This is a genomic window from Parasediminibacterium sp. HNIBRBA5674 (assembly GCF_056745525.1).
This window is the reverse complement of sequence record NZ_JBQWIE010000006.1, coordinates 33,504-46,094: the sequence shown is the minus strand read 5'-3', so window position 1 is coordinate 46,094 and position 12,591 is coordinate 33,504. Positions and strand designations below refer to the sequence as shown.

Below are 12,591 nucleotides of genomic sequence, written 5' to 3'. Positions count from 1 at the left end.
TACACAAAACAAACGATTATGGCTTCATTAATTAAAAGACCATCAGCGTCCATCATTTTTATTTTTGGTGGTAGTGGTGATTTGAACTTACGTAAACTTACACCTGCTTTATACAATTTATTTATAGACCAATACATGCCTGAAAAGTTCACTGTGGTAGGTATTGGGCGTAGTGAATATTCTGACGAGAAATATAGAGAACGATTATTAGAAGGTATAAAAAGCTTCTCAAGACGTAACAATATTGATACCAATTGGGATACTTTTTCGGCTAACTTACACTACCTACAAATGGATGGTGAGGATGAAGTGGGTTATCAAAAAATTGCACAAATTGTAGAAGCTAAAGAACAAGAGTGGGGTGAACATCCAAACGTAGTTTTTTACATGAGTGTGGCACCGCAATTGGTACCTGATATTGCTACCAATTTGCATAAGTTAAACCTTTGTAGCGAAACAGCTTCGGTGCGTATTGTGGTTGAAAAGCCATTTGGCCATGATTTAGCTAGTGCTAAAGAATTGAATGCTTTGTTAACTAGCATGTTTGCTGAAGAGCAGATTTATCGTATAGATCATTACCTTGGTAAAGAAACTGTACAAAACATACTAGCCTTACGTTTTGCCAATGTATTATTTGAACCAATTTGGAACAGAAATTACATTGAGCATGTACAAATTACAATGGCTGAAACCGTTGGTGTAGAAGGGCGTGGTGGTTATTACGATCAGTCAGGTGCTTTAAGAGATATGTTGCAAAACCACGTATTGCAGTTGCTATGTATGGTGGCAATGGAAGTACCTGTAAGCTTTGAAGCGAATGAAATTCGTAACAAGAAAGTAGATGTATTAAACGCTATTAGACGCATTACACCAGAAGAAGTACATGCTGTTGCGGTGCGTGGTCAGTATAGTGAAGGTTGGATGAAGGGTAAAGAAGTTGTAGGGTATAGACAAGAGAAGAATGTAAACCCAAAATCGAATACCGAAACCTTTGCTGCTGCTAAGTTTTACATAGATAATTGGCGCTGGCAAAATGTACCGTTTTATGTACGTACTGGTAAGTATTTGCATCAAAAAAGTACAGTTATTACCATTCAGTTTAAAGATGCACCCAACTATGCATTTCCACCAGAATCTACTGAAACATGGCGTAACAATCGCTTAACTATTAGCATACAGCCTGAGATGGATATTCGTTTGCGTTTTCAAGCTAAAAAGCCAGGTCAGGCAATGGAGTTAAATCCTGTTGACATGATTTTTAGCTACAACGATGCTTACGATAATGACCACGAACCAGAAGCATACGAAACCTTGTTGCTAGATGTAATGGAAGGAAACCCTGCATTGTTTATGCGTAACGACCAAGTAGAACGAGCATGGGAAATAATAACACCAATTTTAGAAACATGGGCAACACGGCCTGCAGTAGATTTTCCAAACTATGGGCCAGATAGTTGGGGGCCAGAAGATGCAGAAGCATTGATAGCAAGAGATGGTTTTAATTGGGTAAACTTGCCAAGTAAAAAACGTAAAGAGGCTTAATCAATCATCTTAAAAATACATGAAGCGATAGGAAGAATCCTATCGCTTTTTTTGTAACCAACCCTAAACCAACTTGCTATTATTGCTCGTTTTTAATTGCTGTAATGTGAAGTAAACAACGGCAAGCATAATGCCGAACAAACCAGTAAAAGCCCACACATGATAGTTTTGAAATGGATGCCTTATTTGATGCAGAGAATCTAGTAAAATATGCTGTGGTTTGGTTACAATATCCCAACTGTTGTAACGTGAATATCTACCAATATACACACCATAGCCACATAACATTAAACTGGTAAACACAAAGCCTTGTACCCATATTTTGCCCAAAAAATTTTGTAAAAATTTTTCCACTTGCATCAGCGATACAATACCTAGTAGCAGGCCGTTCCATGCGCCCGTGGTTACAATCAATAAATCGTACCACATAGGTATTGGTTCTCTTAGTTCGTAGTGAAAAATATCAGTAATTACATAAGGTGCATTTGGTAAAAACAAAAGCCATAAAGCGAGTAATAAAATGGTTGAAAAGCCAATGCTTGCATGCTTTTGAAGGCGACTGCTACAAAGCCAAGGAATAATTGCTAGAAATAAATTCCAGCCGTAAAAAATGTACGACAAGTCATTGGTATAAACGATTCTAATAACTACCAATAGCATTGTAAATGCGATAGAAAGTATCAGCATTTTACTAATGCCAGATAATGATTGTTTCATAGTAATAACATAATTTTAGGTAAGAAAATAATAACACCAATAACAACGCTAATAATTGCTGCAAACACTACTGCTGCTGCGCTTATATCTTTAATCACTTTAATGGTTAGATGATAATTTGGCTCAACCAAATCGCACAGTTTTTCTAATGCACTATTTAGCATTTCTAAGCCTATAACTAAAGCAATGCATAGCAAAACAATCATCCATTCTATTGTAGAAACCTGCAAGGCAGTGCTTGCTGCAAGTACTGCAATGGTAATCGCTAAATGTATTTTACCGTTTCTATCATTTGCAAAAAAATAAGCCATACCTGCAAAAGCGTTTGCAAAAGATTTAAGTAAGCTTTGCGGTGAAGGTTTCATGGTGAATTTTTACTTTTTTAAAAATGTTATATTCTACTTGTGTATTTGAGATAAGTGCATTCTACAAGATTTTAGTTACTCATTCATTACACACAAAATAATTTTAAAAAACCTTAAAACTTCTACTTGCGTAACTTTCGTACAAGGTAATCGTTACTTTTGAAAAGATATGAACAAGTGGCTTTTTTTCAGGCTTTTATGGGCTTTTATTTTCATTTTTTCTATAGCAAATTTGTATGGGCAAAAATTGCTATTTACTGGTGTGGTAAAAGATAAGCAGAGCGATGAACCTATCCCTTTTGCTTCGGCGGTTTTTAAATTATCTGGCAAAGGCTCACTTACCGATTCTTCAGGTAAATTTACCATTGCGGTAGACCAAATTGTTTCCAATGATACCTTACGCATTAGTGGTGTTGGTTACAATACAGTTACAATTCCTTACAGCGCATTAAAACCCAATATTCTTTTTGAAGTAAAGCTTGAAGTAGCTCATGCTGCTACTGAGGCCGTTGTTAAATCTAAGTACAACCGTGCTTTATGGTTTTGGCGCCAAATAATTAAGCGTAAGCCTTACCATGATAGAACGGTTTATAACAACTATGGCTACGAAATTTACAACAAGCTAGAAGTAGATATTCAAAATTTTAAGAAGGAAAGCTTCGAGAAAAACAAGCTATTAAAGCCACTTAATTTTATTCTCGACTTTGTAGATTCTACCTCAGAAGATAAGCCTTTTTTACCAGCTTACATTACCGAAACCTTATCTGATTACTACTACCAAAGAAATCCGCATAAGGCTCGTGAAGTAATAAAAGCTACTCGTACCAACGGCATAGAAAACGAAAGCTTGGTGAAAGAATTGGGTGGTATGTACCAAAATGTAAACGTTTACAGCAATACTATTCCTATTTTTAACAGACAGTTTATTAGCCCTTTCAACGATAATGGCGATAACTATTACAACTTTAAATTGCTAGATACACAGTACCTCAGCAGCAAGCGTTTAATCCACTTGCGCTTTACACCAAAACACAAAGGCGAAGACACGTTTGAAGGCGATTGTTGGATACACGATGCCACTTATTCTATACAAAAAGTAACCCTGCGCCCTCAAGAAGATGCGAGCCTTAATTTTGTAACAGGCATGTCTTTAATACAAGAGTTTAAGTTGATAAACGATACCGCTTGGTTTTTGTACAAGGATAAATTTGTGGCCGATATTGCACCTATTGGTAAAAACAAATTGGGCTTAAAAGGCCGTAAAACCACTACTTACAAAAATGTATTGGTAAACGATACTTCTGTGGTTACAGAACTCAATAAAACCAAAGCCATTGAAAAAGTAGAATTGGTAAAAAACCACCAACAACCTTCTGATAGTTTTTGGGTAAATAACCGTCACGAAGAGCTCTCTAAGTCAGAGCAAAGCGTATATAAACTGCTAGATACCTTAACCCATAATCCAACTTATGTTGGCTATAGAAATACCATAGGTTTTATAGCCAAAGGCACTAAAGATTATGGTAATATTCGCATTGGGCCTTGGTTTTATTGGTTTAGTGGCAATCAGTACGAAGGGCAACGTGTTCGGTTCGATTTGGCTACTAATAAGAAATTTAGTCCGCATTGGAACTTGCACGGTTACTTAGCTTATGGCTTTAGAGACGAAAAGTTTAAAGGCAAAGCCGAAGTAAAATACCAGTTCAAAAGCCAGCCATGGGGCTACATCAATGTCTCGTACCGCAACGATATGGATAATGGCCAAACACGTTACGACCAACTTGCCAATGATAATTTATTTGCTGCCGCTTTAAGGCGCAACCACATTGTACAAAAGTTTCAGCGTGCCGAGGAAAAGAAGATAGAATACTACCAAGAAACCAATAAAGGTTTAGGCTTTGGCTTGTCTGTAACACAAAAACAATTAGAGCCTTTGGCCAATTTGCCTGACGATAAATTTTTCACACAGCCCAATGCTTTCAATACGTTTGAAACCAGTGTACGCCTACGTTATGCTTATGCTGAACGTACACTTGAAAACAATTTTAACCGCATTAGTTTGGGTAGCGATTTTCCTATTGTTGACTTTACCTACACCCATGCTTTTGATGGCGTGCTTGGTAGCGGTAACCAATACGATAAGGTAAATCTATCGGTGCGAGATTTTTTAAAAGTAGCGCCTTACGGCAAAATTTATTACAACCTCTTTGCCGGCAAAACCTTTGGTACAGCCGCTTACAGCTTTTTAGATATTTTGCCAGGCAACGAGGCACACTACTTTAACAGGCAAGCCTTTAACTTGATGAACCGCTTTGAATACATAGCCGATAGCTATGCAGGCTTTAATCTTGAGCACAATGTAGGTACAGGTTTGTTTAGGTTTACGCCGCTTACACGCAAGTTAAAATGGCGCCAATTGTGGACGGCTCGTGGCGTTATTGGCAATCTGTCTCAAGCCAACCAACAACTGAATTTTGTGGGCAGTTTTCCATTTAAAAACTTAGATAATAAAACGTATCTAGAGCTTGGAACAGGCATCGATAATATCCTGCAATTTTTTAGAGTAGATTTTGTGTGGCGTGTTTTGTCACCATCACCAACCAAAGAAACTGTAGACCGTTTTGGTGTTTTCGGCAGCTTTCATTTCTCTTTTTAAAATAGTTGTGTTACTTGCGTTAGTGCTACTATTAAGCGTCTGTTGCGTCGCACACTTGTACGTTCTGTTCGCTATGCGGCTTTATAGTAGCGTAGTCTTGCCTGCATTTGGCTTGGTGTGATTTGCAGGATTTGAAATCCTATTTATCTAGCGTTCGAGATGCGTGTCGCTAACATTTTATACAGCTAGAAATAACCTTATGATTTTCAATCACTAAAAACGAGATTATTGCTCTATTACCTTATAGCTGTTCTAAGGTTTATAAAAAGGTTGGCTCTTATTGAGGGAAACTCAAGCAGCGATTACTGAACATACCGAAGTTTTAGTGGATAGTCATTATTATCTATCTAAGGCGATTAAATAATCAAACACTTCTCTAGCTATTCATTTTTATCTTTGATAGCTTTAAGCTATTATCGTAGTAAATTATGACACTTGTACAGCTAGAATATATTATTGCCGTAGATACCTACAGGCATTTTGCCACAGCAGCATCGCATTGTTTTGTTACGCAACCATCGCTTAGTATGCAAATACAAAAGCTAGAAGAAGAGCTTGGCGTAAAAATATTTGACCGAAGCAAACAACCTGTAATACCTACAGAAGCTGGTTATGAAATATTAGAACAAGCTAGAAAAATAATGAGTGCTTGCAAGCAAATGACCGAAATTGTAGACACGCAAAAGAACATTGTGCATGGCGAATTGCGCATTGGCATTATTCCTACGCTAGCGCCTTATTTGCTGCCATTGTTTATACCTGCATTTACCCAAAAATACAGTCATGTAAAGTTGTTGGTAAATGAACTAACTACCGATTTATTAATCCATCGTTTACGTGAGGGTAGAATAGATGTCGGTTTATTGGTAACACCGCTTAACGAGAAAGGCATTAAAGAAGAGCCTTTATTTTACGAAGAAATGATAGCTTACGTGAGCCATAAAAATTCGGCCTACAAAAAAACATACATGCTACCTACTGATATAGACCCTAATAAATTATGGTTGCTTGAAGAAGGACATTGCTTTAGAAGTCAGATTGTGAACCTGTGCGAGCTACGCAAAAGTGGTACTGATTTTGGGCAGTTTGAATACGAAGCAGGCAGCTTAGAAACCTTGCGTAAAATGGTAGAACTAAATGATGGTATCACCATTTTACCAGAATTGGCTACCATGGATTTATCTGTGAAGCAACAAAAAAGTATTCGCCATTTTAAGCACCCAGCACCAGTACGTGAGGTAAGCATTATTACACATCGAGATTTTGTAAAACGTAGATTGGTAGAGGCTTTGAAGGAAAGCATCTTAGCGTCAATACCAGAAAAAATAATGCAGAATAACAAACGAATGGTGGTACCAATATGAGGTGAGAAGTGAGAAGTGAGAAGTGAGAAGTGAGAAGTGAGAAGTGAGAAGTGAGAAGTGAGAAGTGAGAAGTGAGAAGTGAGGAATTTGCTCCATGAAGATAAATAAAATGGCTGCTAAATTTTAGCAGCCATTTTATTGGTAAATGTTTTATAGAGTTCTAAAAACCGTAGGCGTTTCGTAGTTGCTGCAATACATCTTTAGGTACATTAAGTGATGCTTTTACAACTGGCTTGTTAAAAGCACCTGTTGTAGCAAATACAAAGCCTTGGTGTATCTCATTGCGGTTAGCGATTTCTAAACAGTCTGCTAGAAAACCCGGCTTTACTTGGCCACATATTTTGGTAGCAACACCATTGTCTATTTTTATTAAAAACAGTGGGTTTACAGCATATTGACACAGTAATAATCTGATACTAAATAGTAGCTTTTGCATAGCTAATAAATAGGTTAAAAATTATAAATCTCTTTTCTTGTAAATGTAGTAGCACAAAGCCCAAATAGCTACTGTGAGTACAATGGTGTACACAATGTGCTCATTAATTTGCGATAAGGCAAGTTTGTAACCTTCTTCATCAAAACGGCCAAAGAACTTAGGTCCAGGAATTAGTTTGTCTGAAATTTCGAGTGGGAAAAATCTACTTCCAGGTATTTTTTTGAACTTAAAAAGACCGATAATGATGTTTTCTACAATAGCAAAGTAGAAAACAAAAATGCCCAAGGCGATAAACGCTTTTTTTATTAAAAAGCCAAGTAGAAAAGCAATGGTTAGCTGTGCAAAAGTTTGCAACACAAACAATGGTATGTATTTAATTTCTTCACTCCAAGGTGCGGTATTATTTTCTTTAACAGTAAGGCCATAACCTGTAGCTGTAGCCGCATACATAATAGAAGCAACAATAGTAATAATGGCAACATCTAATATTTTGCTAGTAATAAATTGGTTGCGGCTCCAGCCATCAATTACATTTTGGCGGTGTGTTTTGTATTGATATTCGTTAGTAATCATCATAATTACTAAAATAGCTGGTACAATTACAAAGCAAGAAGAGAAGAATGCTACCGAATGCCAAGTTTCTGGAAAGGCAAATGGATTGCCAAATAATTGCTTAGCAATAGTACTTGTAAAGTCTTTTTTAGTAGTTAGTTGTTGGTAACCATTGTAAAATAACAAGTTTACACCTGGATAAGTAAGCGCTACAATACCAAGCATCCACCAAAAGGCAGGATATTTTTTTATTTTAAGCCATTCTATTTTTATAAGAGATAACATGAGATGTATGATTTGAGATTTATGATTTGAGATTCAAGAGACAGGGCTCAAGCTGCAAGATTTTAATTCGTGCTTAGTCGTTAGTTAACTCAAAGAATTTGGTTTCTAAGCTTTTCTTTTTAAGCAGCAAATGATTTAATACAATGCCATTGTTAAAGCAGTGTTGGTTAATGGCTTCTAAATTGGCCGTGCCAAATGTGAAGAACAATTGTAAGTGACTACCATTGCTTTTTGTTTGCGTAACACCAGGATAATTGGTAAACAAACGTTGTAAACCCTCATCGTTATTGCCATTTATTTCTACAATGTCTTCATTTGCCAAAACTTCATCTACAGCACCTGCGGTAAGCAACTTACCACGTTTCATAATAGCAACATGCGTACACACTTTTTCCACTTCATCTAACAAGTGGCTAGCCATAATGATGGTTTTACCTTGGCTAGCAAGTTCTTTTATCAGCTCTCTTATTTCTAAAATACCTACAGGATCTAAACCGTTGGTTGGCTCGTCAAACACAATTACTTCAGGGTCGCCTAAAAGTGCCGCACCTATTGCCAAGCGCTGTTTCATACCAAGGCTGTAAGCGCTGAATTTGCTGTCTTTACGTTCGGTTAGTTTTACAGTTTCGAGGGCTTTGTGAATATCGGCTTCATTGCCACGATGGCTAATGGCTTGTGTAATTTTTAAATTATCAACCGCAGATAAGTAGTGGTAGAAATTGGGTGTTTCTAATAATGAACCAATACGCTGCCTTGTAGCAGGGCTACCTGGTTGGCCAAACCATGTGAAACTACCGCTATCGCTTTGCAATGCATTTAATACAATACCAAGCATGGTGGTTTTGCCACTACCATTTGGGCCAAGAATACCAAAAACACTACCTTTTGGTACTTGGTATGATACGTTTTGTAAGGCTTGTATTTTACCGTAGCTTTTGGTAATGCCTGAAAGTTCTAATATTGATTCCATCTGCGAGTTTTAGTTATTTAAGATAAATATAGGGTAAAGTTGATACTGATGAATAATTATTCAAATTCAAAATTTGATAAGTGAAGTAAATAGTATTTGGATGCAGAAAACTGACAGCATTGGCGCTGTAAACACTTGTAACACTTGAGTAGAAAAGTGTTACAAGCTAATTTCTAATGGCTATAAGAACGCTTTTTAATCATGCCGCCTTTGGTATCTTTTACGCTTTGCATTACCACAAAAGCATAAGGATCTATTTTTTCAATCTCACCATTTAGTTTACTTATTTCTAAACGTGTAATTACAGTATAAATGATATCTACATCACCAGTACTTCCTTTTTTACCAAAACCTCGTTTGCCTTTGTATATGGTAAAACCACGACCGAGCTTGTTTTCAATCATGTTGCTTATCTCACCGCTATGTGATGAAACGATAGTAATGCCTGTGTATTCTTCAATACCCTCTATAAAAAAGTCAAGTGTTTTTGAGGCAGATAAATAGGTAATCATTGAATACAAGGCTGTTTCTATTGATAATAGTTTAGCAGCCGAAGCGAAAATTATGATATTGATGCACATGATAATGTCACCAATGGTAAGGCTCGATTTTTTGGTAATTGCTATAGCCAATACTTCTGTACCGTCAAGTACGCCACCACCTCGTACAGTAAGCCCAATACCTGCACCTAAAAAGAAGCCACCAAAAACTGCTACTAAAAGTTTATCGTGTGTAACATCAGGAAAATGAACTGTAGCAGTAACAATGGCCAAGCCTGTAATGGCAAAAATGGCTTTTACAGCAAACTCTTTACCCAATATTTTATAACCTAGAAATACAAACGGAAGATTTACCAAAATTAATGCAAGCGATAAAGAGGAAGCATTGAGTTCTGAAATAAGCAAGGCAATACCTGTAGCACCGCCATCAATAAATTTGCTTGGTAGTAAAAAACTTTCTAACCCAAAAGCTGCCAAAAAAATACCAGCTATTATTAGTATACCTTCTTTTACCCAGCGCCTAAGTGTTAAGCGTAGTTCTCTAAAATTTTTGGCTACCTGAAACCTACTTAATGGTTGTTGATCATTAGCACTGGCTTCTATATTTTTCTTAATTATATTTTGAATTGGCTTCATACACTTTCAGTAAAAAAAGACCAGGTGTACAATTATTATGCTAATTATTTGTTTTGAGCCAGCTTTTAATGCCTTTAATTGCTTTACCATTTTTACTAATGGCAAAATTTCTATCGTAATCCCAAAGCATTACAGGAATATTGAGTGATTGCATAATATCTGTAACGTCAGCCAAATATTGGTTACGAGATTTCTCATCTGCTAAATCAATTACACCTAGTTCGGTGCAAATGAGTTGCATGTCTCTTTTCTTACACTCATCTACAATGCGGCGCAAGCGCAGTGCAATAAATTCTTTCGTGCCTTCGGCTGGGTATTTAAAATAATCTTGTTCTACAGTTGTGCCCTTTGCTTGGTCTGCAATGGCAGGCATCTTTTTTTTGTTGTAAGGGTATGGTACTTTGGTAATATAGGTTTTATCTTTTGCCCATTCAGCGCCTTGGTGGGTAAATAGAAATGGTTCGTAAAAATGAATATTGTATAATATTTTATCATCATTCAATTTGCCCAAATCGAGCAATTCATCTGCATTATTATAATTAGTGCCACCAATAATATAGATGCGCTCTTTGTCTTCCCAGCGTAAACCATTTACTAAAAAAGTTACATCATCTTTCCATGCACTACGGTCTTCGGTTGGCTCGTTGTACAACTCAAAAAACAAATCGTTGTAGCCCATGCCTCTAAATTTATTTTGAATCTGTTTCCACATCCACAAAATTCTATCACGTTCAGAAAAACGATTAGTGCTACCATAATATACTTTTCCGTAATGATATGTAATAACTAAATTTAAACCAAGTGCTTTACATTTATTGTAAGTGTCACCCAGTTTATCAATTAATTGTATTTGAAAATTGGATGAGTTAGGCTGTAAAAACATATCAAAAGCAACTGGCAAGCGTACTGTTTTAAAGCCAATATTTTTAATTTGTTTTAATTTGATTTCTATATTAGTATTTAGTAAATCGGCTGCATTTTCCCAGGTATGCTCAAGTAATGAGAGGTTTACGCCACCCCCTAGGTTTAGGGGTATTTGTTGATATTGATTATTCGTTGTTTTGCACTTATCCACAGTGTTAGCAAAAAGTGAAGATGAAAAAATTAAAATGGCAAATAGTAATGTAAGTTTGATGTATTTAAAATCTATTTTCACGCAAATTTGAATTTAGTACTGTAGAGTATATTATATGGTAAACGACTATAAACTTTCTAATGTAAATATAGACCAATCTGAGTTAAACTCAGAACTGATGGTTAAAGGAAAATACTTTGCCAATGTAGTACATTGGTCATTAATATTTTCATTGCCTATTTTTTGGCTATTAGATTACATTTTTTTGCCCCACGACTGGGTAAATCTATTATTTATTAGATTAATTGTAGCCATATTTACATATGTGGTCTATCTGTTTGGTAGTAAAAGTAAGTGGCCATATTATAAAACTGCTACAGTGTTTGGCGGTATCAATATGATATTAAACGGCGGTATTTGTGCTATTGTATCACCTACACACATGTTGCCTTATTTTTTGCTATTTGGTATTGTGGTTTTATTATTCAATATTACTATTTTTTGGAAGCCAGTCTATTCTATTCTACAGCTAGCTTTAGGTATTGTTGCCTTGATTATTTGTTTTGAAATATTTAATAAAACTGATGGATACGATACAATGGTAATTAATGGTGGTGGCGCTTTTTTTGTACTCGCTTTTTTCTCTTGCTTAATTACTTATAACCGTTATTTGTTAATTACTAGAGAAGTTGAGAAAAGTATAGTAATTGAAAATGCTAATAATCAGTTGATTGAACAATCTGAAAAAATTGTAGATCAAAAAAGAGAAATTGAAGGCATTAATAAAAAGCTACAGAAGTTAAGTGATTATCGCTATAATACTTTAAATATGATGATGCACGACTTTGGAAACTTTACAGGTTCTATCCAAATGTCCCTTGATATGCTTAAAAACTCTGGTAGCAACCTTACAGGTGAGCAAAAAGAAATTTTAAGCTATATCGGTGTGGGAAATGATAAGTTAAAATACTTATCTGATAAGTTGGCAAATTCAGCTGAAACAGATAGCACTAAAGTAGCTTACGAAACTGAAGAGGTAAACTTAGGTGCAACTGTCGAAGGTGCAGTATCCAGTCTTAATAATGCTGCACAAATGAAGCAGATAAAATTATTACTGAATATTGATGCCTCACCATTGTTGTTAAAAGTAGATAAAGCATTCTTAGAACAAATAATTGATAAACTTTTTGCTAACGTAATACGATATGCACAAAGTAATTCGTTAATAGCTATTTATACGCACAAGCGTGATAACAAAGCCGTACTTGAAATTACCAATAAGGGTAAATTAATAGGTATGGAAAAGCTTAATCAACTATTTAATAACTTAGAAAACATTAATCAGTCTCAACAAACTGCTACACAATCTGCCTTAGGCTTTTCTGTAGTAAAAAAATTAACCGAGCAAATGGGTGGTAAAATCACCTATAACAGTGAAGAAAGCATCGGAAACTTTTACCGTTTGGAATTTAATCTTATCCCGTAAACAGAAC

Annotated in this window: 11 protein-coding genes; 4 read left to right on the top strand and 7 right to left on the bottom strand. The window is 35.9% G+C overall.

Annotated elements, in window-relative coordinates; all coding sequences use genetic code 11:
* The first annotated feature begins 18 nt into the window (after nucleotides 1-18).
* Complete coding sequence (gene zwf / locus ACT9TX_RS04600; protein ID WP_481337046.1) at nucleotides 19-1,542, top strand: glucose-6-phosphate dehydrogenase; 1,524 nt, start codon at nucleotides 19-21, stop codon at nucleotides 1,540-1,542.
* Nucleotides 1,543-1,605: 63 nt separating this feature from the next.
* Here the strand turns inward: zwf and ACT9TX_RS04595 are convergent, their stop codons facing one another.
* Nucleotides 1,606-2,259, bottom strand: coding sequence for a DUF1361 domain-containing protein (locus ACT9TX_RS04595; protein WP_481337045.1), 654 nt, complete (start codon nucleotides 2,257-2,259; stop codon nucleotides 1,606-1,608).
* Nucleotides 2,256-2,624 (bottom strand): diacylglycerol kinase family protein, encoded by a 369-nt coding sequence (locus ACT9TX_RS04590; RefSeq protein WP_481337044.1) that lies wholly within the window; start codon nucleotides 2,622-2,624, stop codon nucleotides 2,256-2,258. The genes ACT9TX_RS04595 and ACT9TX_RS04590 overlap by 4 nt, the downstream gene beginning before the upstream one ends.
* A 169-nt stretch (nucleotides 2,625-2,793) precedes the next feature.
* On the opposite strand from ACT9TX_RS04590, the gene ACT9TX_RS04585 reads away from it, so the two are divergent.
* Together ACT9TX_RS04585 and ACT9TX_RS04580 are read left to right on the top strand one after the other, a co-directional pair.
* Entirely contained in the window at nucleotides 2,794-5,280 is a 2,487-nt protein-coding gene (locus tag ACT9TX_RS04585; RefSeq protein WP_481337043.1) for a DUF5686 family protein, read from the top strand.
* Between the two features lie 428 nt (nucleotides 5,281-5,708).
* Nucleotides 5,709-6,644 (top strand): hydrogen peroxide-inducible genes activator, encoded by a 936-nt coding sequence (locus tag ACT9TX_RS04580; protein ID WP_481337042.1) that lies wholly within the window; start codon nucleotides 5,709-5,711, stop codon nucleotides 6,642-6,644.
* Between the two features lie 160 nt (nucleotides 6,645-6,804).
* Here the strand turns inward: ACT9TX_RS04580 and ACT9TX_RS04575 are convergent, their stop codons facing one another.
* From ACT9TX_RS04575 to ACT9TX_RS04555, 5 genes are all read right to left on the bottom strand, one after another.
* Nucleotides 6,805-7,080: a DUF3634 family protein gene (locus tag ACT9TX_RS04575; protein WP_481337041.1), complete on the bottom strand. Its 276-nt coding sequence runs from the start codon at nucleotides 7,078-7,080 to the stop codon at nucleotides 6,805-6,807.
* A 21-nt stretch (nucleotides 7,081-7,101) separates the two neighbouring features.
* Nucleotides 7,102-7,917 carry an ABC transporter permease gene (locus tag ACT9TX_RS04570; protein WP_481337040.1) on the bottom strand — a complete coding sequence of 272 codons (816 nt, stop codon included), beginning with the start codon at nucleotides 7,915-7,917 and terminating at the stop codon, nucleotides 7,102-7,104.
* Between the two features lie 73 nt (nucleotides 7,918-7,990).
* The gene (locus ACT9TX_RS04565) at nucleotides 7,991-8,887 is read right to left on the bottom strand and encodes an ABC transporter ATP-binding protein (protein WP_481337039.1); all 897 of its coding nucleotides are present in this window, start codon (nucleotides 8,885-8,887) and stop codon (nucleotides 7,991-7,993) included.
* A 173-nt stretch (nucleotides 8,888-9,060) separates the two neighbouring features.
* Nucleotides 9,061-10,023 carry a YitT family protein gene (locus ACT9TX_RS04560; RefSeq protein WP_481337037.1) on the bottom strand — a complete coding sequence of 321 codons (963 nt, stop codon included), beginning with the start codon at nucleotides 10,021-10,023 and terminating at the stop codon, nucleotides 9,061-9,063.
* 40 nt (nucleotides 10,024-10,063) lie between these two features.
* Nucleotides 10,064-11,179 (bottom strand): glycoside hydrolase family 5 protein, encoded by a 1,116-nt coding sequence (locus tag ACT9TX_RS04555; RefSeq protein ID WP_481337036.1) that lies wholly within the window; start codon nucleotides 11,177-11,179, stop codon nucleotides 10,064-10,066.
* A 34-nt stretch (nucleotides 11,180-11,213) separates the two neighbouring features.
* On the opposite strand from ACT9TX_RS04555, the gene ACT9TX_RS04550 reads away from it, so the two are divergent.
* On the top strand, nucleotides 11,214-12,584 hold the full coding sequence (locus tag ACT9TX_RS04550) for a sensor histidine kinase (protein ID WP_481337035.1): 1,371 nt from the start codon (nucleotides 11,214-11,216) through the stop codon (nucleotides 12,582-12,584).
* The last annotated feature ends 7 nt before the right edge of the window (nucleotides 12,585-12,591 follow it).

Coding starts and splice junctions, on each gene's coding strand:
- ACT9TX_RS04565 (WP_481337039.1), bottom strand. CDS start 8,887: ATGGAATCAATATTAGAACTTTCAGGCATTACCAAAAGCTACGGTAAA.
- ACT9TX_RS04560 (WP_481337037.1), bottom strand. CDS start 10,023: ATGAAGCCAATTCAAAATATAATTAAGAAAAATATAGAAGCCAGTGCT.
- ACT9TX_RS04590 (WP_481337044.1), bottom strand. CDS start 2,624: ATGAAACCTTCACCGCAAAGCTTACTTAAATCTTTTGCAAACGCTTTT.
- ACT9TX_RS04585 (WP_481337043.1), top strand. CDS start 2,794: ATGAACAAGTGGCTTTTTTTCAGGCTTTTATGGGCTTTTATTTTCATT.
- zwf (WP_481337046.1), top strand. CDS start 19: ATGGCTTCATTAATTAAAAGACCATCAGCGTCCATCATTTTTATTTTT.
- ACT9TX_RS04550 (WP_481337035.1), top strand. CDS start 11,214: ATGGTAAACGACTATAAACTTTCTAATGTAAATATAGACCAATCTGAG.
- ACT9TX_RS04570 (WP_481337040.1), bottom strand. CDS start 7,917: ATGTTATCTCTTATAAAAATAGAATGGCTTAAAATAAAAAAATATCCT.
- ACT9TX_RS04595 (WP_481337045.1), bottom strand. CDS start 2,259: ATGAAACAATCATTATCTGGCATTAGTAAAATGCTGATACTTTCTATC.
- ACT9TX_RS04575 (WP_481337041.1), bottom strand. CDS start 7,080: ATGCAAAAGCTACTATTTAGTATCAGATTATTACTGTGTCAATATGCT.
- ACT9TX_RS04580 (WP_481337042.1), top strand. CDS start 5,709: ATGACACTTGTACAGCTAGAATATATTATTGCCGTAGATACCTACAGG.